This is a genomic window from Arthrobacter sp. R4-81 (assembly GCF_054792365.1).
Genome location: NZ_CP096445.1, coordinates 3,623,530 through 3,649,914, shown reverse-complemented (window position 1 = coordinate 3,649,914; position 26,385 = coordinate 3,623,530). Strand labels below are relative to the sequence as shown.

Sequence of the window (26,385 nt, the reverse complement as noted above, 5' to 3'; positions counted from 1 at the left end):
CCGAGCTGCATCAGACCAGAAACGATAGCTCCGATTTTCTCACAATCGCCTCTGATTACATCCTGGACAGCACCGCTAGGACGCAAATCACTTGTAACAGACTCGTGGTGCATCCATGCTGTGGACCAGACTGTTGCCGTGAGCAACACTCCCCGGACGGGACTCGCCGTCACCGGCCTCAGCCTCGGCACCGCGCTGAACCCGCTGAACTCGTCCATGATCGCCGTCGCCCTGGTGGTGCTGCGCGCGGACTTCCGGCTCGATGTCCCTACCGTCACCTGGGTCATCACCGTCTTCTACCTCACTTCAGCTGCCGGGCAGCCGGTAATGGGCCGGCTGGCGGACCGGTTCGGACCGAGGAGGCTCTACCTGTTCGGTATGGCCTTGGTGGCTGTGACGTGTGCCCTCGCCCCGTTCTCACCGAACTTCCTGTTGGTCTGCGTTGCCCGCGCCTTCATGGCGCTGGGGACAGCGAGCGCCTATCCGTGTGCAGTGGTCATGGTGGGGCCACTTGCTCGCCTGGCGAACGTCGAGTCAACCCGGCCGCTTGGCAGGATCCAGATGTCCAACACCTCCGCAGCTGCAGTCGGGCCGGTCATCGGTGGTGTGCTCGTGAGCCTGCTGGGGTGGCAGGCGTTGTTCCTGATCAATGTCCCGTTATCGCTCGCAGCTCTGTTCCTGGTTTGGAAGTACGCACCCGCCGATACCGAGCGGGAGCGCGGCAAACTATCCGAGCTGCTGCGCGACTCCGATATTCCGGGAATCCTGGCTTTCGTAGGTTCACTCATGCTGGTGATGATGTCCCTGCTGAACGTTCTTCCTGACTTCCGCTGGTGGCTTCTGGCCGGCGGTATGCTGCTGGCTGTGCTGTTTGTCTGGCGTGAGCTGTGCTTCAGCCCGCCGTTCCTGGACCTGCGGCTGCTGGGCAGGAACCGGCCGCTCCTGCTGGTCTATGTGGGCTTCGCCCTCTTCAATGGCCTCTACTACTTCGCCTTCTTCGGGCTGCCTCAACTGCTGGAGGAAGCAGGGGGTTACGACCCCGGAATCGTGGGCCTGCTGATGCTGCCCCTGGCAGCTATGTCAGTGGTCTCGACGCCGTTCGCCGTCCGGGCGATCGAGCGGTTCCGTGTGCGGCGGGTGCTGATCGCCGGCGTCGTACTCCTGACCCTTGCCTCCGGCGCCATGTGGTCCCTGACCGGGTCCCTCGCCGTTCCGTTGGTGCTTGCACTCACCGCGCTGCTGGGTGTGCCCTACGGAATGGTGAGCATTTCTTCCAGCCAGGGAATGTTTGTCTCCACGAGGCCGCAGGAAAGGGGAGTGGCGGCAGGGATCTACCAGACCTCCCGGTACCTTGGCGCGATCACTGCCACTGTATTGATCGGCCTCCTCTATGGCAGCGGCGTCAGTCAGGCGAATTGGGGCCTTATGGTACTTGTGATGCTGGGGCTCGGCGCCGTGGCTTTCGTGGTGGCGCTGCTCTGGCGGGAGCGGACAGAGTAGTACTGCCGGGTAATCAGTTGGCGTGTGTAGGGTTGGAGTACATCGTCCGCGGAGACTAAATAAAGGGGATTTTATATGCCAAGGCTGATAGTGGGGGGCTACGGGCGGGACATGGTGATGGACTTCGAGGAAGAGGTATGCCGGGCGGTACAAAGCGTACTGATCCGGCGTCTCTCCTTGGGCGATGGAATGTTCCTTCGCAGTTCCGGTGATTCTGACGGACAACCGGTCACTACAGTGATCTGGATTTCACCGGCAAGTTCCCTGCGTTTTGAGTACGACGACGAGAAGCTTCCCGAACTCAACGAAAAGTTGGCCGAAACCTACTGGACGGTGATTAAGGGCGCAGGTGGACTTGTCCTGCCTTCCCAGGGCGAGATCGACTCCTGGCGCCTGGAAGATGAAGTGGACAGTTCGATTGATTCGGACAGTAACGCCACCGCGGGCCAGCGGGACTGATTCTTGTGCTTGCGCTGCCTGTCCGCACCTGCTAATCCTGAAATAACGGCAACCGGCCGCATTTCGGTGCTGAATACGTGGAGCCGATTGAATGCCGTTCTGACAGCCAAGAGGTGGGCAGCGTGACGGACAAAAACCCGCGGGTGGAAGAGGTCGACGAGAAAGACGTCGAGGTGAAGGACCACCCGAAGAAGTGGGCGGCAGGCATCCCCGGTGTGTACCACTCCATGAAGCCGGCAATTGAGCATATGGGACTCGAACGGTCGCGGAAGACGCTGCTTGCGCTGAACCAGAAAGACGGCTTCGACTGCATGAGCTGTGCCTGGCCGGATCCTGACCACCGCAAGACCTTCGAGTTCTGCGAGAACGGCGCCAAGGCCGTCACCTGGGAGGCCACGCCGGTGGTGATCGGTTCGGAGTTCTGGGCCGAGCACAGCGTGAGCGAACTTCGCGGGCAAACCGAGTACTGGCTGGGGATGCAGGGACGCCTCACGGAACCTGTGTACAAGCCGGCCGGGGAGGACCACTACCGCCCGGTCAGCTGGGACGACGCCTTTTCCATCCTTGCGGACAAGCTCAAAGGCCTCGACAGCCCGGATGAGGCCGCGTTCTACACCAGCGGCCGGACGTCCAATGAGGCCGCCTTCCTGTATCAGCTGTTCGTGCGGGCTTATGGCACCAACAACCTCCCTGACTGCTCCAACATGTGTCACGAGTCCTCCGGTTGGGCCATGGGCCAGACCATCGGCGTCGGCAAAGCCAGCATCACCTACGCCGACTTCGCCAAGGCGGACCTGATCATTGTGATGGGCCAAAACCCGGGCACCAACCACCCGCGCATGCTGACTGCACTGGAGGAAGCCAAGGAGGCCGGAGCTGAGATCGTCGCCATCAACCCCCTGCCTGAAGCCGGCCTCATGCGGTACAAGAATCCGCAAAAGGTGAAGGGCATCATCGGGCGGGGGACGGAGCTCGCGGACCAGTTCGTGCAGATCCGCATCGGTGGCGACATGGCGCTCCTGCAGGCAATCTCCAAGCGGGTGCTCGAAGCCGAAGCAAAAAGCCCCGGAACAGTGCTGGATCATGACTTCCTCCAGAAGCACTGCCAGGGCCTGGAGGAGCTTAAGGATCACCTCGCCACCCTTGACGAAAACGTGGTGCTCAAGGCCACCGGCCTGCGCAGCGAAGAAATCGACGAACTGGCCGGGCGCTATCTGAAGGCCGATAAGGTCATCATCACCTGGGCTATGGGGCTCACGCAGCAGAAAAAGGCTGTCGCCACCATCAAGGAGATCATCAACCTCCTGCTGCTGCGCGGAAACATCGGCAAACCCGGCGCCGGAGCTTCCCCGATCCGTGGCCACAGCAACGTCCAGGGCGATCGGACCATGGGGGTCTGGGAGCAGATGCCGCCCGCTTTCCTGGAAGCTTTGGGCAAGGAATTCAGCTTCGAGCCGCCGCGTGAACACGGCGCGGATTCAGTCGAAACAATCCGGCGGATGCGCGACGGCGGGATCAAGGTTTTCGTTGCGGTCGGTGGCAACCTGGTGGCTGCTATCTCGGACACGAAGGCCGCTGAAGCGGCCATGGAAAACACGGAGATGACAGTCCAGGTCTCCACCAAGCTCAACCGCTCGCACACTGTTACTGGCAAGGAAGCGCTGATCCTGCCCACCCTCGGACGCACCGAGATCGATATCCAGGAGTCCGGCGAACAGTTTGTGTCAGTGGAGGATACTGTCTGCGCGATCCACGCCTCCTACGGGAAAGTCGATCCGGTGGCGCCGAAGCTTCTATCCGAGGTGGCCATCATCAGCCGGCTCGCAGCGAACGTGGTAGGTGACCGGATCCAGGCGGACTGGGCAGGCTACGAGCGGAACTACGACCTCATCCGTGACCACATTTCGCGCGTGGTGGTGGGCTTTGACGACTACAACGGACGGATCCGGCAGCGGGACGGTTTCCTTCTGCCGCACGGCCCGCGTGATTCACGGACGTTCAACACGCCAACGGGCAAAGCCATGATCACAGTCAACGAACTCGAATACCTGGAGCGGCCGGACAAGACGCTGATCCTGCAAAGCATGCGCTCACACGACCAGTTCAACACCACCATCTACGGGCACAACGACCGCTATCGGGGGATCAAAAAGGGACGCCATGTGGTGTTTGTGAGCCCGGAGGATCTTGCCGAGCTTGGCCTGAGCGACGGGCAGTACGTTGACGTCCATGGCGTCTATGCTGACGGCGTTGATCGGGTGCTGCGGAACTTCCGGCTGGTTTCCTATCCCACCGCCCGCGGGTGCGCGGCAGCCTACTACCCCGAAGCCAATGTGCTGGTTCCGCTGGAGAGCGTTGCCGAGGGAAGCCACACGCCGGTTTCCAAGGGAGTCATTGTCCGGCTGGAGCCAGCTGCGAAGCTGGCCGATGAGCCGTCCGCGGCCGGGTAGACACCGTCGGTTGACGGCGCCCACTAAAGTACTTCCATGCTGATTATTCGTGAGGGAACCACTGACGATAATCCCCGCGGAGTATCGGAGCGGCTCGAATCGTCCTCTCGCCCTCCTCCGAATCGCGCCGCCTCTACGAGCGTTTGGGCTTCAAACCGGCCGAGGAACTGAGCTTCTCGAGTTCAACTACGTCCATTAACAGGCCTTGCTGGGGAGACGGACTCCGGCACAGCATCTCCTGGCTGGAGCCATTGACTCTCTCCCCTGCCGGGCGTGTACTGGAGTCGGCTTCTGCCTGAACAGAAGCCCAGCCATGGAGCGGCCCGCCCTTTCCGTGCGGCCGCCCTTTAGAAGGAGGTCGAAAAATGGGACAGGCGCGCGAGGTAATGGACCGCTTAACCTCGGCCATGACAGCTAAAGATAAAGGCGCCCAGGCAGCATGTTACGCCGCGGATGCCGTGGCCATAACTCCCGATCAGGGCGAGATCACCGGGCAGGAAGCAATCAGCAGCTACCTGTCGCAATTCGGGGAATCATTCCCTGACGTCGACTATGAGTACGTGGCGAAGTATGAGGCTGGGAATGTAGCGATCGATGAGGGCTTTGTCACTGGAACGAACACAGGACCGCTGCCCTTGCCATCCGGCGAAAGCCTGCCTCCCACAGGCAAAAGCATCAGGGTCAGGAGTTGCGACGTTGCCCACATAGAGGGTGGCCTGATTAAACAGCACACGTTCTACTTTGACCAGATGGAGTTCCTGGGACAACTCGGACTGCTCTCCGAATCCCTGTCCAAGCCAGGAGCTTGAGAGACAGATTGTCCCAGGGGGAGCTCACATTCCCCGGTGATGCAGAGGTGGGGCGGACATGCCGCTACTGCGCGGTGTCCGCCCAGCCCTTGCTGGCCGGGCCGCCGTCGGCTCCGCGATCACACAGCTGGAAGGCGACATCGGCGGCCTTGCGGATCGCGGCTCCCGACGACGCTTTGGAGCCAGCGCTTCCCGTACCGGCTTCGAGTCCGGCAGCGTAGCCCACCAAAAAGGTAGTAACCGGAGCGGATGCGTGAATCACCGAATCCGCAGACTTCCTGGCCAGATCCAGGAGCAATTCCTGGTCGATCTCGAGATCCAGGAGCTGCAGAGCCTGGGACAGCCGCTGGCTCCACTCATTAAGGATCTGTAGTTCGTCATCGGCGGCAGCCATCGTTCCTCCTTGCTTGGGATGTGCGCACGAATACATGCGCTGGTCCGGTGCCCAAGACACTACAAGGCTTCGTCCGCTAAGTCACCGGAGAGAGCTTGCCGGCATCCGTCCCAGCCGCGGCGTCATCTTTCACTCTCTCCGTGGTTAGAACTGTGTGGGCGCCCGTCAGAGTTCCCTGCTGCCTTGTTTGCTGCTGATAAAAGTGGACATTTGCCTAATACATATATCTCCAAGGAAGGCTTTATATCCCTTCTGCAAAATCGTCGCTTCCCTTTGAAGTCAATAAAGGAATTGAAGTGCTTATGTATTTGGCTATGCCTTAGGAGGGCTGCCGCCCAGTTCCTTGAAGGAGCGGGATCTAGTGGCCAAGCCGCCCGGCCATGTCAGGACAAAGACGGCCTATAAACAAGCCAACTTATGATTTTGTACTAGTAAGTAACCTTGCATTCTCTTGCGGTTGTTAGCGTTAAAACAGAATAATTGACAGACCAAAATTTACCTTTAGTATTTACGCTGGGGGAGCAAATTACAGAGCCTTCAGCTGTGAATGATGCGACCCCAAGAATCGTTAGGGCGCGTTGATGCCCTCATCCAACCGTCAGGTGGTACGCAGTTGAACTATCCAAGTCAGAGTCCGTATTTAGTCATGGGGAATTTACGGTGCCTGCCCCAAGCGACCCGCACCGTCGCTGCATCATCAGTTGTTATGCTGCTGCTCGGCCTTTTGACGTTCACCAACGCCCTTACCACCGCGGTCCCCGCCAGCGCAGCAGTATCTGCGGCATGCAGCCTTGCCCAAAACGGTTCGTTTGAGACGCCGAACATCCAGGACCCGGACAACCGGGTGGCAGGCGACGCCTACATCAGCGGCTACAACATGTTCCGTACCTCGCAAGCCACGATGAGTGGCTGGAGCACGGTCGCGGGTACGGTCGACATTCTCCGGTATTACAACAACGCCAGCGATGGGGATCAGAGCATCGATCTTTGGGGCACTGCGCCGGCGACGATGGAGCAGACGTTCACTGGTCTGGTCCCGGGAGCGGAGTACACGTTCTCCATCGATTACAGCGGTCTCCAAGCGGGGGCCTCGCGTGGGTCCGTGCTGCTGAGTCAAGGTGGAGGGTTCACCTCATTGGCCTCGCTCTCACCCTCGGTTGACGCCGTCAGCAACGGCACGGCCGGAGTACCGGAGACGAGGGCGTACACAGTCACCTGGTCCACTTTCACCCAGACCTTCACTGCCACTGGCACATCGGCAACAATCCGGCTGCAGAACCAGACCGCACCTGCGACACAAAACACTGGCCTGTTCATAGACAACTTCCGGTTTGGCAGCGACAGCCCCTGCGAGGACTTCGGCGACGCACCAACAGGAACGCTTCAAGCTGATGACGGGCCCAGCCACATCGTGACCGGTTTCAACGCGGCAACCGGCACCGCGCCCTTGATGCTCGGGGCAAGGGTTGACCTTGAACACGACGGTCAGCCCAACGCAGCCGCCACCGGTGACGGTACAGACGAAGACGGTGTCGCCGGACCAATTACCCTGAACCCTGGGGCGACCAACGCGACGCTTCCGGTGTCAGTCACCAACAGCTCCGGGGCCGATGCAACCCTCTACGGGTGGATCGACGCGAACGACAACGGCAGTTTCGAAGCCAACGAGTTCACCTCGGTTGCGGTGCCAGCTGGTGCAACCAGCGCCAGTCTGGAATTCTCCGGGCTGACCGCGTTCCAGGATGGCGCTACGCCGCCCATCAGGTTACGTCTCACAACGGACCAGCTCCTGGACGATCCCAACACCCCGGCCGTAGACGAACGCGCATTGGGTGCAGCAACCGACGGAGAGGTGGAAGACTACCTCGCGCGCGTCGCCACTTTGGTTCCTGTCTCGTGCGCGGCGCCGTTCGTAGAGACCTTCGGTGCAGGGACAGGCTACGGTGCACCCCTGCCCGGTGGTCAGACGACGTACCTCTACGAAGGTTCCGCCGCTGTTAACGACGGCGAATATGCGCTGCTGTCAGCCCTGCCGGGTGCCGCAGGCGGGTGGTGGCATACAGCCTCAGATCACACAATGGACGATGCCAACGGCCGGATGATGGTGATCAACGCTTCATTCACTCCCGGGCTCTTTTTCCAGCGAACGTTCACTGGATTGGTTCCAGGTACCACTTACGATTTCGCCGCGTGGATCACGAATGCGAACAACGTAGGATCTCCCATTCTGCCGAACGTGAAGTTCCGGGTAGTGGATCCCGCCACGGGAGTGGTGTTGTCAGAATTGGACACAGGCGACATTGCGGGTACCTCGTCGCTGGAGTGGCACCGGTTCGCGTTGCAGTTCGCAGCTTCGCAGTCAACAGTACGGCTGGAGCTGATGAACAGCGCACCCGGCGGCAGCGGTAACGACCTGGCGATCGACGACATCAGTTTCATGCCCACGTGTGAGTTCGGTGACGCACCCGCCTCCTACGGCACGCTGATTGCCGCCGACGGTGCAGCGCATGTCGCCAGTGGCCCCACCCTGGGCACTCTCCGGGACATCGAGCCCGACGGCCAGCCAGGTGCCACCGCAACGGGCGACGGTGCTGACGAGGACGGCATTGCAGGCCCTATCGTCATCACCCGGAACCAGGCCTCCACCGTCTCGGTGTCCGCGACGAATGACTCGAACGCTGACGTGACGCTGGCCGGCTGGATCGACCTGAACGGTGACGGTGCCTTCCAGACCACGGAACGGGTGACGGTGACGGTCCCGGCGAACTCAGGGACGAACAGCTACCAGCTGGACTTTCCGGGCGGAACCGCCAGGGCAGACACCTATGCCCGGTTCCGGATCTTCAGTGAAGTCATCGGTGATCCCCAGCCGACAGGCAGCGCCGCCGGCGGTGAGGTCGAGGACTACGCTGTGACCGTACTAAATCCGGCGTTGTCGCTTGAGAAAATCTCGGACGCCACCGCGGACACCCGCCCCGGGGACACGGTCACCTACACCGTGACCGCATCAAACACCGGAACCGGCCACTACACTGCCGGGGCGCCGGCGACCATCACTGATGACCTCTCGGGTGTGCTGGATGATGCGGAGTTCAACAACGACGCCACAGTGTCCTTCTCCGACGGGTCAACCTCGGCGCAGCCGGCACTCACCGGCAGCAGTCTGACGTGGTCCGGTCCGTTGAAGGTTGGCGAGACCGCAATCATCACCTACACCGCCACGTTGCAGCCCGGCGGCGATGGCCAGGTGAGCAACAGTGCCTGCGTCCCGGACGCTGAAGCAGACGGTTCGGCTTGTGCAGACACGACGACGGAGCTGCCACGGTTGACCATCTCGAAAACCGCGGACACAACAGAGCTGCCTGTCGACGGCGGAGTTGTGACCTATACAGTCACCGTCACCAACGCCGGACCCGGTGACTTCACGGCCGCCGCCCCTGGAACAGCTTCCGATAACCTCTCCAACGTTCTCGACGACGCTGCCTACAACAACGACGCCACCGCTAGTGCGGGGACGGTTTCCTTTGACTCCGGGGCGCAGGAGCTCAACTGGTCCGGTCCGCTTGCTGCCGGGGGCACCGCGACCATCATCTATTCGGTGACCTACGATTCAACCGGCGGGGACCAGAGTCTGGTGAACGTCGCGTGTGTACCGGCGGGACTCGCCCTGGACGCCGTCGATCCCTGCCGGTCGGTCCGGATTCCCGGTTCGGCCTTGCAGACACGCAAGAGTGCGGACCCGGCCTCCGGGACATCTGTGACCGGCGGTCAGGCAGTGACGTACACGCTGCACTTCGAAAACACCGGCCAGGCTGCCGCCACGGTAGCCGAGTTCGATGATGCCTCCGGCGTCCTCGATGACGCGACTATAACGACCGGCCCGACAGCGTCCAATCCTGCCCTCACCGCTGTGGTGAACGGATCACGGATTGACATCGCTGGATCCGTCCCGGCAGGGGCCACCTATACAATCACCTACACGGTGACGGTGAATGCATTCGCCCAGCAGGGTGATCATGTGCTCGCAAACGTGCTCGGCGGGGATGCCAACTGCCTTCCCAACGACACAACCTGCCGCACCACCAACCCCATCAATCACGTCTCGGTGACGAAGACCTCCAATGCCACCACAGGCGTGAACACCGGTGGAACCGTGACCTACACCGTGACGGTCACGAACGACGGCGCAGCTGACTATCCAGCAAATGCACCCGCCGCGGCGGTTGATGATCTGACCGGAGTTCTGGACGATGCGGCATTCAACAACGATGCAACCTCAACCACCGGCCAGCTCTCCTACTCGGCACCGGCCCTGAACTGGACGGGAGCTTTGGGCATCGGGCAGAGCGCGATCATCACCTACACCGTGAGAGTAACCAACGCCGGGGACCATTCGCTCTCCAACTCCGCCCAGGCTCTATGCACGGCACCGGAGATCTGTGATCCTCCTGTAAATGTGATCACGCTGTTGCCCCACGTAGTGCCGTCCAAGTCCTCGGACCCGGCCACAGGCAGCGGAGTGAGGGCCGGTCAGGTCATAACCTACACCCTTTCATTCACTAACAATGGTCAGGCGGAAGGTCCGGTGGACTCCACCGATAACCTCGCGGACGTCCTCGACGATGCCATCGTGTCCTCGGAGCCGCTCTCCTCAGTCCCGGCCGTCACGGCGGTGAGGTCGGGCGACCAGATCCGGACCACAGGCATGATCCAGCCGGGACAAACCGTCACCGTCACCTATCAGGTAACCATCAACCCTGACGGCGAACGGGGCAACAACAGCGGCCGGAACATCCTCACTCCGGACGTACCGATGTGTCTGGTTGCGCAGGATTGCCCGCCGCCGGCCACCGAGCACTTCATTGGTGAACTTGATGCCTGGAAGACCGTTGACCCGGTATCTGGCACAGCCGTGCAGCCGGGGAAGGTCATGACCTACACCCTGCATTTCCAGAACACCGGAACAGGTGAGGTGGCGGTGAACAAGGACGACGTCCTGACCCAGGTACTGGATGACGCAACCATCACCGGCGCACCGGTGAGCTCTGACCCTGCCCTCACCCTTACCCCCGTGGCAGACGGCCGCTTCACCGTCGCCGGTTCGCTGGCGCCCGGCCAGCTGGTCACCGTCTCCTATGCTGTGACAGTCAACCCTGACGGGGAACGCGGTGATGATCGGCTCGGAAACTTCCTGGTCAACGAGGGTGCCGAGCCTGCGGCGGAGTGTGTACCAACAAATGCAGAACGCCCAGCCTGCACGCTCAGTTACGTCTCCAACATTGTGGTAACCAAGACCGCCGATCCGGGGTCCGGGACGAAGGTCATGGATGGACAGGACGTTACTTACACAGTGACGTTCACCAACACCTCCACCAATGAGGAAGCGGCTGAAGCGGTCATCGCGTACACGGACCATATGAAGGACGTTCTCGACGACGCGACCCTCAAGGCCGGGCCAAACAGCACCGGCAACGGCGTAAGTGCCACCACCAGCGGCGAGACCATCCTGTTTACCGGGGCACTGGCCTCGGGAGACACCGCGAAGGTGACCTACACTGTCACGGTTAAGCCCTACGCCCAGGGTGCCAACCACAGCCTCGGTAACGTTGTTGCGGCCACCGGTGAAGAGCCCATCTGCGCAGCAGGCAGCCCGCTCTGCACCGACAATCCCATCGATCCCCTGATGGTGCCGGTCATCCCGCCTGGAGCTGATCTTGCCGACACCGGCGCCCAGGCCGTCGGCGGACTCCTGCTCCTCGGGGCCTTGCTCCTGGCAGCCGGTGGAAGCCTAATCTTTATCCGCCGCAAGGCCGCACAGGAAGAAGAAGGAGTTCTGCTCTAACCCAAACTTCGGTCATCGCCGCTTCCCCCGACGCGGCGATGACCGGAACGAGACACTGGTTGAGGCAACCAGCTGTCGAACAGATGCAGGCTCCCGAATAAAGGGAGCCTGCATCCGTTTTACAACCCGTTGCTTCGCCTCAGGTAACACATTCCGCCTTTGCCTATGGGGACGCGCGTAACAATCACCGCCGTTACCCTTGCACCGGGCAACTTTGGTACCTGCCTATTGCCTAAAGTCCCCAGGCGTTCTAAAGTTCCAACTTGTGAGCGCTCACATCGCTCGACCCGCCACAGTGCAAGTCAGTTCCCCAAATGCACCGGGCGGGAGTCAAACACAGAGGAGTGTTCATGACAACGAGCGGTACCTGGCTACGGGTGGCTTCCACCTTTGCTACTTTCTGCATCGCCTCCACCCTGATGATCGTGCCGGCGCAACCGGCGCTCGCCGTCGCACCTGAGGACGCTGCCGCAGTGCAGGCAGCCGCCAGCGCTCTCGGTGTAACCAACATCAACGATGTTCGCGGGAACCTCACTCTGCCAGCGGCAGGCGCGGAAGGCACCTCGATCGCGTGGGCCTCAGAGGACAGCGCAGTGGTCGACCCGAGCGGCGTCGTGCACCGCCCCGCGACCGGACAGGCAACTGACGAAGTCACGCTGACCGCCACCATCACCAGGAACGACGCGTCCACCACGAAGACGTTCAGCGCCGTGGTTCCGGCCCTCCCTGAGACGCCGAAGTTCGAGGCGTATATGTTTCCCTACTTCACTGGCGACTCCATCGCCGGTGAGAAGATCTACTTCGGCGCCAGCAACGGCAACGATGCCCGCAACTGGCTGACCCTCAACGGCGGCCAGCCGGTGAAGACCTCCACCATGGGCACCAAGGGCCTGCGCGACCCGTTCATCGTCCGCTCCCCGGAGGGCGACAAGTTCTACATGATTGCCACGGACCTCTCGATCGGCAGCGGCACCACCTGGGATGCTTCCCAGCGGCAGGGCAGCCAGTACATCGAAATCTGGGAGTCCAATGACCTCGTGAACTGGTCGGATCAGCGCCACGTGAAGGTCTCCCCGGACAACGCCGGCAACACCTGGGCGCCCGAGGCCTACTATGACGCCACCCTCGGCGAATACGTTGTTTTCTGGGCATCGAAGCTGTACACCACCGCTGACCACAGCGAGGGTCAGCCGAACCAGATGCTCTACGCGACCACTCGGGACTTCGTGACGTTCAGCCCGGCAAAGGTGTGGCAGAACACCGGCAAGTCCAGGATCGACAGCACCGTGATCGCCGAGAACGGCACCTACTACCGTTTCACCAAGGACGAGGCCCAGGCCAGCGGCTGCCTGGACATTATGCAAGAGCACTCCACCAGCCTCACCGCCGTGACCACGGTTACTTCCGCCACCTCTGACACCTGGAAGCTCGACGCCACTTGCATCGGCAAGAAGGCCGGCACCGCCGCCGTCGAAGGTCCCACCGTGTTCAAGGCGAACGACGGCGACGTCAACGGCCCCGGTTACTACCTGTTCGTTGACGAATTCGGCGGCCGTAAGTACATTCCGCTGTTCTCCCAGAGCCTGCAGAACGCCAACTGGGCGGTCCCAACCGGATACTCGCTGCCGTCCCCGGCCCCGCGGCACGGAACCATCATGCCCATCACGGCTGCCGAGCAGAAGGCCCTCATGGGCGCCTATCTGCCCAAGGCGACGTCCGTCGCCGAGGTCAGGACAGCCGCCGTCGTCGGAACCCCTGCAAAGCTGCCCCGCACCGCGACGGTGACTTTCGCAGACAACAGCACCCGGGATCTCGCCGTCACATGGAACGCTCCGGAACCCGCTGACTACTACACCCGGGAAGGCAACGTCACGGTGACCGGAGCAGTCACCGGCACGGATTTGACCGCCACTGCCACCATCTCCATGATTCCCGCGGGCAGCGACACCCTGCTCCACTATGACTTCTCGAAGGTCACCGGCACCGTGGTTCCGGACTCGTCCCCGTGGGGACGTGACGGGGCAATCAAAGGCACCGGGGCCACTGTCGCCGGCAACGTCCTGACCCTGCCCGGAGGCGCGGCCAACAGCACGGCGGCGTACGTGCAGCTGCCCACCGGCACGTTCGATGGCCAGAACACCCTGACCATTTCCGCGTGGCTCAAGAACGAGACTGCCTCCGGAAACTACGCCGCAATGTTCTTCGGCGGAGCAAACAACCCGCCGAGCCAGTACTGGCTGCTGAATCCGCGCAACTCCCAAGGCCGGTTCAAGTCCGTGATCACGAATGGCAACAGCACCTCTGCGCCGTGGGGAACCGAGGCCGGCATCTCACCGACCAACGCCGCGCAAGGCGTCGCAGGTCCTGTGACGGACAATTCCTGGGGCCTGTACACCACCGTGATTGAACCCAACCAGATCACCGGTTATTTCAACGGCACCAAGATCGGCACCGTCCCCACCACGCGCAAGGTAAGTGATTTCGGCACCAGCCTGGTCTCCTACATCGGCCGGTCGTCCTACCCCGACCCCTTCTATAAGGGCGGGGTCAAGGATGTCCTCGTGCACAGCACAGCGAAGACAGCAGAACAGATAAAGGACTACTACTTGAGCACCGTGGACCCGGCAGTCGTTGACGCCGCCCTCCAGGCAGATGCCGACGCCATCAACCTGGGCCCGACCCAGGTGACGGGCAACCTCACGCTCCCCACGAGCGGCGCCAAGGGATCGGCCATCAGCTGGGCGTCGTCGGATCCTGCCGTCATCTCCGTCACCGGCCAGGTTACCCGCCCCACCGACGCCGACGCCCAGGTAACGCTCACGGCAACCCTTACGCTCGGCACCAAGACCGTCACTCGCCAGTACCAGGTGACTGTTGTTGCCCAGAACCCGGTGGCCGACCTCACCCTGGCCGCCAAGCGCTACGTGCTCCGGCCCACCGTTGTCTCGGGGACAACCCTGCCGGCTGCGCAGGCCGGACACGCCGTCGCTTACAGCACCGGCACCGCCGATGTCTCCGTCACCGACAACGTGCTGCGCACCAGCGGCAGCGCCCCTGTGACCGCCAAGGTCACCCTGACGCTCCGGTCCTCTGACCCCTCAATCGATGCCCAGGTCACCAAGGACTTCACCGTTACAGTCCTGCCTGAGCAACTGGCCAGGTACGTTCTGAGCTACGAGCGCGCAGTGGTGGACACCGCCACCTACAGCGGAAAGCTCGCCTACTCCATGCACCTCGGCCTCGGCACCTCGACCGGGGACTTCAAGCCTTTGAACGACAACTACGGGATCCTGTTCGCGAAGGCGGCACCCACCGGCTCGCTGGACATTCTGAACACCCGCACCCTGCGGAACCCCTACGTCTTCCAGCTGGACGCCGGCGGGTACGGAATCGTCGCGACCCGGGCACTGGGCAACGGATCCGATGACTCCTCCACAGCCAGCTCGCTGTTGTACTTCACCTCCCCGGACCTGAAGACGTACACGGAGGTCGGCCTGGTTGACCTGGGCGTCACCAGCGGGGTCAACAAGCCGAAGGCCGTATGGGACTCCGCGGCGTCGGCGTACCGCGTGGCGTGGACTGCCGACGACGGCACGGCTTACCACACGTCGTTCGGGAGCCTCAGCATCCCCGGCAGCCGCGGTGACCTGGGGACCGGAACGCTGACCTTCGACGACGCCGCTGTCACCACCGCGATTCCCGGCGCCGCGCCGTCGAACGTCCTACCGGTTACGGAAACCGTGGCCACCGCACTCGGCCAGAGGTACGGGCGGATCACCAACACTGCCGTCTCGGTTCCGAACCAGGAAGTCGAACGGAACTCGCAGGTGGACCTCAACGGGCTCGCCGCGGCGCTGGACTACTCCGACGGCTCCAAGGCCTCACTGCCGGTGGACTGGAAAGCCGAAGACCTGGCCGCCGTCAACACCGCGGTGCCCGGCGATTACACAGTGCGCGGAACTGTCCGGCAGCGGGCGTACTCGAGTCCGTTCATCGGCGCGGAGGCGGATCCGGCCATCCTGAAGTGGAAGAACAGCTACCTCTTTATCTCCACCGACGACGCCGGCAGCGGCATCAACGCCACGAACATGTACCTGCGCCGGGCCAGCACCATCGAGGGCCTGAAGACGGCGGCCGACCACTCCGTCGCTACAACGGGCGGCAGCGCAAACATTGCTGGCTGCTTCTGGGCTCCCGAGCTGCACGAGGTGGCCGGAGAGCTCTACGCCTTCTTCGCACCGTGCATCGGGCAGGCCAGCTGGACCAAGGTTCAGGCCCACGTCCAGAAACTGAAGACCGGGGGCGATCCGACGATTGCCGCCGACTGGGAACCCGCAAAGCCGGTCCTGAAGGCCGACGGCACCCCGCTGCAGCGCGATGCCAGCCACCCCGGCATCAGCCTGGACATGACCTACTTCGAGGACGGCGGCAAGTCCTACGTTGCCTGGTCCCAGCGCTACATCGGAACCCAGACCGGCGACGCCGAGATTTGGATCGCCACAATCAACCCGGCCGACCCGACCCGCCTGATCAGCGAGCCGAAGAAGCTGGTGACGTCGGAGTACGGCTGGGACACCAACACCAGCAACGTTGCCGAGGGTCCGTTCGTCATCAAGCGCGACGGCAAAGTGATCCTCACCTACTCCGGCTCCAACATCGACACCACCTACGCCGTCGGCCTGCTCACCGCGTCCTCAGAAGTGGACCTGACCGAGCAGTCCAACTGGACGAAGGGCAACACCCCCGTTCTCAAGAGCGATCCGGCGATCGCCCAACTGGGTCCGGGCCACAACAGCTTCACCACTGACGAGGACGGCAACCTGGTGATGGTCTACCACGCCAAATCCTCCAACACCTCCTTCCGGGACACCTACCTGCGCCGCGTGCACTGGGCCGGGGACGGACGCCCCGTCCTGGACATGAGCACCAGCGAGGAAGTGGCGCCGGACAAGGCTGCCGTCAGCATCACCGTAACCGTCTCCTCGACCGGTCATGCGGTTGCTCCGGCCGCTCCGGCCGCGCCGTCGCTCACGGTGGATGGCCCCTCCGCACTGACCGCTTCCTGGGTAAAACCGGGCGACGGCGGCTCGCCCATTACGGGTTACAACGTGACCCTTTACCGGTCGGATGGTGCCGTCTACCGGACCTCCCAGGTGGATGCCTCCGTCACCTCCACACGCTTCTCTGAGCTGGAAACCGGAAGCTACCAGGCAACGGTAGTGGCCACCAACGCCATCGGTGATTCCCCGGCGTCGGCAAAGTCCTCACCGCAGGTGGTGGGGCAGAAGCTGCTGGCCCGCTATGACTTCTCGGCCGTTGCAGGAACGTCTGTTCCGGACGCTTCAGGGAACGGGAAGACGGCCACAATTGTGGGTTCGGGGGCGACGGTTGCCGGTAAGGACCTGATGCTGCCGGGTGGCTCGTCGACGAGCGGTGCGGCCCACGTGAAGCTACCCACCGGGATGTTTGATGGCCAGAACACCTTGACGGTGTCCACGTGGCTCAAGAACGAGACAGGCTCAGGGAACTACGCTGCGATGTTCTTCGGCTCGGCCGCCAACCCGCCGAGCCAGTACTGGCTGCTGAACCCACGGAACCAGCAGGGGCTGTTCAAATCGGTCATCACTGACAGTTTGAACGCGTCCGCGCCATGGGGTACCGAGGCAGGTATCTCCCCGACGACGGCGTCCAAGGGTATTGCGGGTCCGGCGACGGGCACAGACTGGGCGCTGTACACCACCGTGATCAAGCCCGGTTCGATCACGGGCTACTACAACGGCGTCAAGATCGGCACCGTGGCCACCACCCGGAACGTGAGCGACTTCGGCACTGGCCTGGTCGCTTACATCGGGCGGTCTTCATATCCGGATAACTTCTACAAGGGCGGAGTACGGGACGTGTCGGTCTACAGCACGGCGCTTTCTGATGCTGATGTGGCGAACGCCTTCTACTCGGGCTCGGATCCGGCGGTGGCCAAGGCTGCCCTGGATGCCGATGCTGCCGCCCTGAACCTGGGCCCGGAGACCATCGCGGCTGACCTGACACTGCCGCAGGCCGGAACCAAGGGGTCCAGGATCACCTGGTCCAGCTCGGACCCGGCGCACCTGGACGCGAACGGCAAGGTCACCCGGCCCGCCACCGAGGATGTCACGGTCACCCTGACCGCGACACTGGAACTCGCAGGCCAGACCACCACCCGCACCTTCACCTTCACCATCCTGGCGAACACGCCGCAGAAGGACCTGAAACTGGTGGCAGACTCCTACAACCCGGCCCTCGGCGTCGTGACGGAGGACATCAGCCTCCCGACAACTGTCGCGAACGTCGCGGTCAGCTGGGAGTCCTCGAACGCGCAGGTGCTTTCCACCGACGGCAAGGTCACCCGGCCGTCCACTGAAGCCTCGATCGTGTTGACGGCAACCTTCACGGCCAACGGCCTGACCGAGGTCCGCAACTACACCGTGAAGGTCCTGGCAGCGGATGCCGGACGGATCGGCACGTACATCCAGTCGGGCAACACTGCCCGCACCGATGCACTGCACCTTGCTTCCCAGAACGCAGACGGCGGCGCGTACGCCGGCCTGAACAACGGCCGTGCAGTGCTCTACCCGACCCTCGGCGCTGTGAAGTTCGGTTCACCGACGTTGTTCCGGAAGGTTGACGGGTCCTTCGGGCTCGTCGCCACTGTGGACAGCAACTCCTCGTCGATCTACGTCTACGACTCGGCTGACCTGACCGCGTTCACAGGGGAGCGGCTGGTCGCTTTCAACAGCAGGAATCTGGCGGCGAAGTCGGTTGCGGTGAAGTACGACAACAGCAGCGCGGCCTACAGGCTGACGTTTGTGGCACTGGGCGACGGCAAGACGTACCAGGTCACCACGAAGAACTTCACCTCCTTCAGCGACCCGGCTGAGGTGCCGGCGGTGCCCGCACCAGGTCAAGGTACGTTCCCCGCGGGGGCCTTGGAGTCGTCGTCCATCGGGCTTACCAAGGGTGAGTACGACCGCGTCATCGCCAAGTACAGCCGTCTCTTCAACACCGGTGTGGCTCCGTTCAGTGATGTGAAGCTCGACGGCGGTGCGAAGCTCGCGCTGCCCACGACGTCGGACGTGCAGTACAACAACGGCTCCACCACAAAGATGGGTGTGCAGTGGAACGCTGCCGATGTTGCCGCCGTCGAATCCGGAAAGCCGGGAACGTACACGGTCAACGGCACGGTGCAGCGGCCCACCTACCCGGAGAAGCTCGTTGCACAGCGGGCCGATCCGGATGTGATCAAGGGCGATGACGGGTACTACTACTTCACCGCTTCCTATCCGATGGTGGGCAGCGGAGACCCGGAGGGCTACGACCGTGTGACCCTGCGCCGGGCGACGACGATCGCAGGGCTGGGCACTGCACCCGAGGTCACCATCTGGGACGAGAACACCTCCGCCCTGAACCGGTACATCTGGGCGCCGGAACTTCACAAGGTGGGCGACAGCTGGTACGTGTTCTTCACGGCCAGCATCGACGGCAGTGTGTGGAGCATCCGGCCCGTGGTGCTGAAGCTCGATGGCAGCGACCTGATGGACCGCAGCAAGTGGAGCGAACTGGGACGGATGAAGCCCGCAGCCGGTGACACGGAGGCCTTCCGTGGCTTCTCGCTGGATATGACGTACTTCGAGAACGCCGGCAAGCATTACGTGGTGTGGGCCGAAAAGCCCGGTGCCTCGAACCTGCGGATGGCCACCATCGATCCCGCCGATCCCTCGCAGCTGACCAGCAAGTCGATCCTGCTCTCCACGCCCACCATGGCGTGGGAGAAGAACGCGGGCCAGTCGGTGGACGAGGGCCCGGCCGTGATCAAGAAGGACGGGAAAGTGTTCCTCACCTTCTCGGCGGCGACCGTGGACGCGGCTTACTGCATCGGGTTGCTGACGGCTTCTGAGGGTGCCGATCTGATGAACCCGGCGTCATGGACCAAGAACCCGTATCCGATCCTGACCACTGCGGACGTTCCCGGGCAGGCAGGCCCCGGCCACAACTCCTTCACCGTGGACGAGCACGGAAACCCGGTCATCGTCTTCCACTCGCGGACCATCGGAGAGGTATCCGGCCCGGGCGATCAGGGTGACGGAGGCCTGTTTGATCCAGGGCGGCATGCCCGGGCAGCAACGGTGCACTTCGGTTTTGACAGCCAGCCGGTCTTCAACATGACAGCAGCCGAAGAGCTGGCTGATGCGCACAAGAACGTGCAGGTCAAGGTTGTGGTTTCGGACTCGGCGGCGCCGGAACTGACCGTGACGGTCGCCCCTGACGCCCCTGACGGGACGAACGGGTGGTGGAAGTCGATTGTGAACGTGTCGGCAACTGCCACTGATGACAGCGGTGTGGCACCGCGGATCGAAGTGAGCCGCGATGGCGGCGTGACCTGGGACGTGTTCGCCCCGTTGGTGCTCGCTGATGGAAGTCCCTCGTTGAAGCTCCGTGCCGTGGACGCGGCGGGTAACGTATCCGCCGTCGTGGACCGTGCCTTCAAGATCGATCGCGTGGTTCCCTCGGCGTCGGCAATGGTGGACGCCGCTGCCCGGAAGGTCACATTCGCCGGAGCCGACGCGGAGCCAGGTTCCGGTGTGGCTGGCCTGGAGTATCGCGTTGACGGCGCCGAGGCGTGGACGCCAGTGGCAGGTGCGGGAGCAGAAATCACCGTTGGTGCAGGGGCGGCTACCGTTGAGTACCGTGCGGTGGATGCTGCGGGCAACATGAGCGCAGCACAGTCAGCGCTGGTGCCGGCAGCCGCCGTCGCGAAGGCAACTGTGACTTTGACGTCGGCTGCCCAGCCGTCCGCGGAGGGCTGGTATGCCAAGGACGTGACCGTGACCGTCACAGCGCCGTCAGGTTACGCAGCGGAGTACCGTCTCGACGGCGGGCCCTGGCAGTCCGCGGCGCAGCCGTTCACCATCTCCATCAGCGGACCGCATACCGTTGACCACCGCCTGCTTAAGAACAACGTGGTAGTTGATGGGTCTGCGGGCAGTGCTTCGGTGAAAATCGACAAAATCACGCCGACGACGACGGCTCTCACCACACCCGACTCGGCAGTTGGAACGCCGCGGAACCCGGTGAGTGTGCTCTTCTCGGCGAGGGACACGTTGTCCGGCATCGCCAGGATCGAGTACACCCTGAACCAGGGCGCCTGGACCGGTGTCCCGGCAGGTGACTCGGTGAAATTCTCCGCTGTGGGTGACTTTGTGGTGAGCTACCGGTCCTTCGACGAGGCCGGCAATGCCGACAAGATCCGTACCGTCACAGTGAAGATCACGGCGGACGTGGTGCCGTCGTTGAAGGCCAGCGCGGACAGCGTCAAACCCGGCGGTGTGTTGACCTTCAAAGTGGCCGGATTCGACAGGTGGGACAAGGTGGCCCTGAGCAACGCGGCCACCACGCTCGGCTCGGTGTTGACGGACGAGAAGGGCGCGGCGAAGGTCACCCTGACCATCCCCGCTGACACCCCGGCAGGCGTTGCAACTATCACGGCCAAGGGCTCGGACGGGGATCCGGTGGCCACTGTGAAGGTCACGGTAAAGAAATAAAAGCTAAGTGGTCTCTACCATGCGGGTCAGTCTAGAAGCAGGCTGACCGACACAAAAGGCGGGCCTGCTGCGGTTGCAGCAGGCCCGCCGTCGTACTCCTGGCCTTTGGGCGGTGCGGTCCTAAGCGGCGCGGTCTTAGGCGGTGGCTCTGTACGCCTTCGGCAGTTTGAGTCCGCGCTCGTCCATCAGGGTGCGCAGGCGCGTGGGGTAGTCGGTGATGATTCCGTCCACGCCGAGGTCCATCAGGCGTTCCATGTCCTCGGTGGTGTTGACCGTCCACGGGATAACGGGCAGGCCCAGCTGGTGGGCTTCGGCGATCATGTCTGGGGTGACGGAGCGGAAGGTGGGGGAGACGACGTCGTAACCCTGGGCGGCTGCGGCTTTGGCGAGTGAACCGTCGTAGTCGTCGATGTCGAGGCCGCCCAGATTGGGGCTGGCGCCAGGCTTCCCGACCTCAAGCCAGGCATCGCCGCTGGACAGGGCCACGAGAGGAAGGTCGGGCGCGATCTCCCGCGTGAGGTTCAGTGAGGACCAGTCGAAGGACTGCAGGGTGGTGCGCTCAGCCATGCCGGCCTTGTAGATTTCTGCGACAACGGCCTTGGTGAGTGCAACCATGCCCTCGCCGCCGGCCTTGCCGTCTTCCACCTTGGTCTCGACGTTGAAGCGGACCTTCTGTGCGTCATAGTCCCGGGCCAACTGATAGACGTCCGTGAGCTCGGCGATCCGGTTGTCCTCGATCACGTCCTGTTCCGGGTAGCCGGCCAGCTGGGTGTATCCGCAGTTCAGGGTCTCCACCTGGGCAAGGGACAGTTCGGCCACGCGGTCGCCCACGTACGGGAACTCGGCGTCGCCCGCAACAGCCGGGGCAGTGTCTATGCACTTGTTGGCCTGGATGGTGTCGTCGTGCCAGACGATCACCTTGCCGTCCTCGGTCAGGTGGGTGTCCAGCTCCAGGGTGGTCACGCCCAGCTCGAGGGAGTTGGCAAACGCAGCCAGTGATTCCTCGGTCCACTCGCCGCGGCCGCCGCGGTGGGACTGCAGGTCGAAGGAGCCGTTGCGCTCGTTGGTTTTGATGGCAATCGGGTCTCCGGAAGCGTCTGACGGCGGAGTGTTCGACGTCGGCGCGGGGCCGGCTTCTGTGTTAGGGGAGGCGACAGCGGGGGTCGCCAGGGAAACAAGGAGCGCGGCGGCGGCCGCTGCTGTCAGAACTTTTCGCATTGGAAGGGTTCCTCCTGAGTAAGGAATGGCCGGCACGGTGCCGGGACCCGTCCAACGTATGCCGTCCAGGTGGCCTGCCGTGTGCGGGGAGTTGGAGCCAAGGTTAACGGGGGTGGATGGAGGCCGGGAGCGTAAAGCGCTTTCGCAGAAGAGACTTTTAGAGTGTCGTAGACGGCCCGCACCGGGTTGTTTAAACTGGACAGATCCCCAACTCCTGGAAGCCCCCAGCAATTGATTGCGTCGGAAATGCCCACCAGTTGAGGTCCATCGAAAATGTCGAAAATCACGGCGCCGCCCTATCGCTCGCCGTGAGGACAAGAGGGAGATTGAAATGACTGGCAATAAAGCCGTTGCTTATAAAGAGCCAGGCAAGGTCGAGGTGATCGACGTCGACTACCCGACCTTCGAACTCAAGGACGGACCGGGCGTCAACCCGGCGAACGTGGGGCGTCCGGTGCCTCACGCGGCCATCCTTAAAACTGTTGCCACCAACATCTGCGGTTCCGACCAGCACATGGTCCGCGGACGCACAACGGCACCAACCAACCTGGTGCTGGGGCACGAAATCACCGGCGAAGTGGTGGAGGTGGGTCCCGGCGTCGAATTCATCAAGGTGGGAGACATATGCTCGGTTCCCTTTAACATTTCATGCGGCCGATGCCGCAACTGTAAGGAACGCAAGACGGGCATTTGCCAGAACGTGAATCCGGACCGCCCCGGCAGCGCCTATGGCTACGTGGACATGGGCGGCTGGGTGGGAGGCCAAGCCAACTATGTGCTTGTCCCGTACGCGGACTGGAACTTGCTGAAGTTTCCGGATAAGGATCAGGCCATGGAAAGGATCCTGGACCTGGCCATGCTCTCGGACATCTTCCCCACCGGTTTTCACGGCGCTGTGAGTGCGGGGGTGGGCGTGGGATCCACCGTATACATTGCCGGTGCCGGACCTGTTGGCTTGGCAGCGGCTACCAGCGCCCATCTGCTGGGTGCCGCCGTCGTGATCGTGGGCGACCTCAATGGGGAGCGGCTGGAGAAGGCACGCAGCTTCGGGTGCGAGACGGTGGACCTGACCCAAGGCGGGCCCGCGGAGCAGATTGAACAGATCCTGGGTGTACCGGAGGTGGATTGTGGTGTTGATGCGGTGGGCTTCGAAGCGCGCAGCCACGGGCGTGACGCCAAGGAGGCGCCGGCGACGGTGCTGAACTCGCTGATGGAGATCACGGCGGCAGGCGGCGCGCTGGGCATCCCGGGCTTGTATGTCACCGGCGATCCCGGCGGCGTGGATGAGGCCGCGAAGAAGGGCTCACTGAGCCTGAGCCTGGGCACGGGCTGGGCCAAGTCCCTGAGCTTCACCACGGGGCAGTGCCCGGTGATGAAGTACAACCGGCAGCTGATGATGGCCATCCTGCATGACAAGGTGAGCATTGCCAAGAATGTGAACGCCAAGGCCATCCCCTTGGAGGAGGCGCCCAAGGGCTACGCGGAGTTCGACGCCGGTGCCGCCACTAAGTATGTCCTGGACCCGAACGGGTATTTGAGCTGAGTCCCTTCCGGAGTTGGTGGCCTCCACACAGCGGGAGGTGATTGTAAAGACCGTGACCCTTGGCTTGTTTGCCAGGGTCACGGTCTTCCGTCTTCACCTTGGTCGTCGAGTCGCCGCAGCAGCGGTCGGAGAGCCGCCCCGCTGAGAAAGGCAGGATTGGCTTTGATCTACGGGTTTTGCTCCCAGTGGATCCGGATGGCCTCAGCAACCGGACCGTGGGCTGTGTCCACCCGGAAAGCCACCGGCGCAGTGCCTGTCTCTTCAATAACGGCGTCGCGGTATACCCGGCCGCATTTGGGGCAGAGTGTGTAGATGTCCTCATCTTCCGGCCACTCTGCCAGCCCGGCTGGAACAGGAGTGTTGTCGTCACCGTGAACAGGAATACCTTCTGCATTGGCCTGGATCAGGCCTTCGCCGTCGACAGTGTTCCCGCAGACGCAGGTGATGGTGGTGACATCATGACCGGTGACGTCGGCGAATTCGGTCTCCATGATGTGCTCCCGGGAACGGCGGAACCTTAAGTCTCAGTTTAGGCGTTCGCACCGAACCGGGCACGGTCCTTGAAGAGTTACGGCAATCATCACGCTGAAGGATCACCCGAGCGGCACGGAGTACTTCGCCCACGTGATGCACAAAAACAACGCAGACCGAAACTTCCATCAGGAAATGGGATTCGACGACGGATGGGGCACCGTCACGAAGCAACTCGCCGAAATTGCGGAACATCGGGTGGAACACCCCTGAAAAGGGGTGCGTGTTAGGTGTTGACTGTGCACGGCGTCAGGGCCACCATGAGAGCAATTATTCCCTGGTCTCCCGATGAATTGCGGGCGGCCATGACCTTAGGAAATTCCCAAGACCGGGTCTGGAAGAAACAGATTCCCCGTTGGACCGGAGTGGCTGCGGTATTGGGCGGGCTGCTCTGTGGCCTTGCTGTCTTCTTGCATTCCCTGGAACCCGCCGGATGTATTGGCCTCCAGTGCGAAACCCGGGAAATGCGTTCAGCTACGGGCATTGTTCCGCTGATCTCTCCAGTGGCAACAATTCTGATACTGATCGGGATTGCCGGTCTAACCTGGGTGGCCCGTCAAATCAGCCGCTTCAAGAAACTGGCGGATGGGGGAGTAATGTGTGCATTTGCCGGCCTCGCCGTGTTGTTCCTTGGCGGACTCATCCAAGCCATTTTCTTCAATGGCGATTTTCCCTGGATGCCGTTCTTCGTGATTCCAGGACTGCTGGCTGTCATTACCGGCTTCGTGCTTATCGGTGTCTTTATTCTTCGCTCCGGCGTGCTCCCTCGCTGGCTTGGCATTTTCCTCCTTGTCAGCAGCGTGCTTCTCCTGGCGGCCAATGAGCAAACGGCAGCTGTTCTCCTGGCGATACCCTTTGCCCTGGCAGTGGCAACTGTCGGGGTTTTCATGTGGACGATTGCGGAGCGTCCGTATACGGCCACCGTGGCCGCAGGCTGAGCAAGCATGTGCAGTTTGGAGGCCGAGAACCGTCGGGCAGCGGCATGAGCCCCTCAATTTGGGCACTTGTTGTCCCTGCGGGCGCAGGGATCGGGTGGGCCGGGATGTTCGTTCACAACCTCACCGAGTTGCCCGGGCAGGGTTTTCTAAGTCCGGAATCGTTCATCCCGTTCCTGGTGACTGCCCTTCTGGTGGCCGGATGGTTCACGCGGCTTCGGCGCCCGGCGACGATTGCCCTGCTGTTCTGGGGGCTGCTGCATTTCTTCGGCGGCGGCGTGCTCAGCGTCCTGCCTTTGCCGTCTCTCCCGTTCTCGCCGGAGCAAACCGTCAGCCACTATCTGTTCCACGGTATTTACGCCTTGGCCGAGTTGCCCCTCATCTTTGGCGCCTTGGCATGGCTCCGCTCACCTGATCAATTGGACAGCGTTGGTACGACATACCGTTAGCTGGTTGTGCCCGCTCCTTAGAAAGTGGCCACGGTAAGAGTGGGTGCCCTCAGGCGCCAGCCGTCTGCTGATCGATCAGCTGCTCACGCAGAATGTCTGCGTGGCCGCAGTGCTGGGCAAATTCGCGGATCGAATGGAGGAACATCCAGCGCAGTGGGAGCGGGCCGCGCCGGTTGCCGTGGAGCAGATCGTCGAGGCCGAGTGAGGCAGCCAGCTGGCGCGATGATTCGCAGGCCTCCAGGTGTGCCTGCCGGACCGTGGCGATTGTGTCGCCGTCGTCGAGGATGAACGACTCATCGGGAGTGGCGGGGATACCGATCTCGGACCGGGGACGGCATGTAATGGCTTCGTCGAACAGGACTTTCTCCACGAACGTGGCATGCTTCACCAGACCCAGCAGCGTGGTGCGGGACGGCACCAGGGGCCTGCGAGCCTGCTCCTCGGTCAGTCCGTCGAGACAGGCGTTGAGTGCGTTGCGGTGTTCGTTGAGGAAGGCCTCGAACTGGGCGCGGGCTGGCTGGTTGATGACGTCGTCGGCGGCCGTCACGGGGAGGGAGGACATGCGTGAAGTATGCCAATGCTCCGGGCCGGGAGCAATTTGGTGGGACGGTTCAGCCCGAGAGGCCGCTCAGCCGGGTTTGGAGGTAGCGCCGAGGTGAACGATGGTCGCCAAGAAGGTC

At 62.6% G+C, this 26,385-nt stretch carries 14 protein-coding genes; 10 read left to right on the top strand and 4 right to left on the bottom strand.

Annotated elements, in window-relative coordinates; all coding sequences use genetic code 11:
• Positions 1 to 138 precede the first annotated feature (138 nt).
• The 4 genes from M1E05_RS16795 to M1E05_RS16780 all read left to right on the top strand — a co-directional run bounded on the left by M1E05_RS16795 (position 139) and on the right by M1E05_RS16780 (position 5,218).
• Positions 139 to 1,500, top strand: coding sequence for an MFS transporter (locus M1E05_RS16795; RefSeq protein ID WP_458113407.1), 1,362 nt, complete (start codon positions 139 to 141; stop codon positions 1,498 to 1,500).
• Between the two features lie 75 nt (positions 1,501 to 1,575).
• On the top strand, positions 1,576 to 1,959 hold the full coding sequence (locus M1E05_RS16790; RefSeq protein WP_461163646.1) for a DUF7882 family protein: 384 nt from the start codon (positions 1,576 to 1,578) through the stop codon (positions 1,957 to 1,959).
• Positions 1,960 to 2,081: 122 nt separating this feature from the next.
• A complete protein-coding gene (locus M1E05_RS16785; RefSeq protein ID WP_461163645.1) occupies positions 2,082 to 4,409 on the top strand; it encodes an FdhF/YdeP family oxidoreductase in 2,328 nt (775 codons plus the stop codon).
• A 407-nt stretch (positions 4,410 to 4,816) separates the two neighbouring features.
• Positions 4,817 to 5,218: an ester cyclase gene (locus M1E05_RS16780; protein WP_461163644.1), complete on the top strand. Its 402-nt coding sequence runs from the start codon at positions 4,817 to 4,819 to the stop codon at positions 5,216 to 5,218.
• Between the two features lie 64 nt (positions 5,219 to 5,282).
• On the opposite strand, the gene M1E05_RS16775 is transcribed toward M1E05_RS16780, so the two are convergent.
• Positions 5,283 to 5,612, bottom strand: a complete 330-nt coding sequence (locus M1E05_RS16775; protein ID WP_461163643.1) for a DUF6457 domain-containing protein — start codon at positions 5,610 to 5,612, stop codon at positions 5,283 to 5,285.
• A gap of 646 nt (positions 5,613 to 6,258) precedes the next feature.
• On the opposite strand from M1E05_RS16775, the gene M1E05_RS16770 reads away from it, so the two are divergent.
• Both M1E05_RS16770 and M1E05_RS16765 read left to right on the top strand, forming a co-directional pair.
• Complete coding sequence (locus tag M1E05_RS16770) at positions 6,259 to 11,454, top strand: DUF7927 domain-containing protein (RefSeq protein ID WP_461163642.1); 5,196 nt, start codon at positions 6,259 to 6,261, stop codon at positions 11,452 to 11,454.
• A gap of 350 nt (positions 11,455 to 11,804) precedes the next feature.
• On the top strand, positions 11,805 to 21,029 hold the full coding sequence (locus M1E05_RS16765; protein WP_461163641.1) for a family 43 glycosylhydrolase: 9,225 nt from the start codon (positions 11,805 to 11,807) through the stop codon (positions 21,027 to 21,029).
• A 135-nt stretch (positions 21,030 to 21,164) separates the two neighbouring features.
• Here M1E05_RS16765 and M1E05_RS16760 read toward each other — a convergent pair whose 3' ends face one another.
• Positions 21,165 to 22,247: a glycerophosphodiester phosphodiesterase family protein gene (locus M1E05_RS16760; protein WP_461163640.1), complete on the bottom strand. Its 1,083-nt coding sequence runs from the start codon at positions 22,245 to 22,247 to the stop codon at positions 21,165 to 21,167.
• Positions 22,248 to 22,578: 331 nt separating this feature from the next.
• Between M1E05_RS16760 and fdhA the strand changes: the two genes are divergently transcribed.
• Positions 22,579 to 23,790: a formaldehyde dehydrogenase, glutathione-independent gene (fdhA, locus tag M1E05_RS16755; RefSeq protein WP_461163639.1), complete on the top strand. Its 1,212-nt coding sequence runs from the start codon at positions 22,579 to 22,581 to the stop codon at positions 23,788 to 23,790.
• A 167-nt stretch (positions 23,791 to 23,957) separates the two neighbouring features.
• On the opposite strand, the gene M1E05_RS16750 is transcribed toward fdhA, so the two are convergent.
• On the bottom strand, positions 23,958 to 24,281 hold the full coding sequence (locus M1E05_RS16750; protein WP_461163638.1) for a hypothetical protein: 324 nt from the start codon (positions 24,279 to 24,281) through the stop codon (positions 23,958 to 23,960).
• 136 nt (positions 24,282 to 24,417) lie between these two features.
• Here M1E05_RS16750 and M1E05_RS16745 point away from each other — a divergent pair, with 136 nt between their 5' ends.
• The 3 genes from M1E05_RS16745 to M1E05_RS16735 are packed head-to-tail and all read left to right on the top strand — an operon-like array spanning position 24,418 to position 25,705.
• A complete protein-coding gene (locus tag M1E05_RS16745) occupies positions 24,418 to 24,534 on the top strand; it encodes a hypothetical protein (RefSeq protein ID WP_461165274.1) in 117 nt (38 codons plus the stop codon).
• Between the two features lie 47 nt (positions 24,535 to 24,581).
• Positions 24,582 to 25,259: a hypothetical protein gene (locus tag M1E05_RS16740; RefSeq protein ID WP_461163637.1), complete on the top strand. Its 678-nt coding sequence runs from the start codon at positions 24,582 to 24,584 to the stop codon at positions 25,257 to 25,259.
• 44 nt (positions 25,260 to 25,303) lie between these two features.
• Positions 25,304 to 25,705: a hypothetical protein gene (locus M1E05_RS16735; RefSeq protein ID WP_461163636.1), complete on the top strand. Its 402-nt coding sequence runs from the start codon at positions 25,304 to 25,306 to the stop codon at positions 25,703 to 25,705.
• 49 nt (positions 25,706 to 25,754) lie between these two features.
• Here the strand turns inward: M1E05_RS16735 and M1E05_RS16730 are convergent, their stop codons facing one another.
• Positions 25,755 to 26,267 carry a DinB family protein gene (locus M1E05_RS16730; RefSeq protein WP_461163635.1) on the bottom strand — a complete coding sequence of 171 codons (513 nt, stop codon included), beginning with the start codon at positions 26,265 to 26,267 and terminating at the stop codon, positions 25,755 to 25,757.
• Between the last annotated feature and the right edge of the window lie 118 nt (positions 26,268 to 26,385).

Bases quoted from the DNA above. Each gene is read 5' to 3' on its own strand.
- M1E05_RS16735 (WP_461163636.1), top strand. From the start codon at position 25,304: ATGAGCCCCTCAATTTGGGCACTTGTTGTCCCTGCGGGCGCAGGGATC.
- M1E05_RS16780 (WP_461163644.1), top strand. From the start codon at position 4,817: ATGACAGCTAAAGATAAAGGCGCCCAGGCAGCATGTTACGCCGCGGAT.
- M1E05_RS16750 (WP_461163638.1), bottom strand. From the start codon at position 24,281: ATGGAGACCGAATTCGCCGACGTCACCGGTCATGATGTCACCACCATC.
- M1E05_RS16775 (WP_461163643.1), bottom strand. From the start codon at position 5,612: ATGGCTGCCGCCGATGACGAACTACAGATCCTTAATGAGTGGAGCCAG.
- M1E05_RS16765 (WP_461163641.1), top strand. From the start codon at position 11,805: ATGACAACGAGCGGTACCTGGCTACGGGTGGCTTCCACCTTTGCTACT.
- M1E05_RS16770 (WP_461163642.1), top strand. From the start codon at position 6,259: ATGGGGAATTTACGGTGCCTGCCCCAAGCGACCCGCACCGTCGCTGCA.
- M1E05_RS16745 (WP_461165274.1), top strand. From the start codon at position 24,418: ATGCACAAAAACAACGCAGACCGAAACTTCCATCAGGAAATGGGATTC.
- M1E05_RS16730 (WP_461163635.1), bottom strand. From the start codon at position 26,267: ATGTCCTCCCTCCCCGTGACGGCCGCCGACGACGTCATCAACCAGCCA.
- M1E05_RS16760 (WP_461163640.1), bottom strand. From the start codon at position 22,247: ATGCGAAAAGTTCTGACAGCAGCGGCCGCCGCCGCGCTCCTTGTTTCC.
- M1E05_RS16740 (WP_461163637.1), top strand. From the start codon at position 24,582: ATGAGAGCAATTATTCCCTGGTCTCCCGATGAATTGCGGGCGGCCATG.
- fdhA (WP_461163639.1), top strand. From the start codon at position 22,579: ATGACTGGCAATAAAGCCGTTGCTTATAAAGAGCCAGGCAAGGTCGAG.
- M1E05_RS16790 (WP_461163646.1), top strand. From the start codon at position 1,576: ATGCCAAGGCTGATAGTGGGGGGCTACGGGCGGGACATGGTGATGGAC.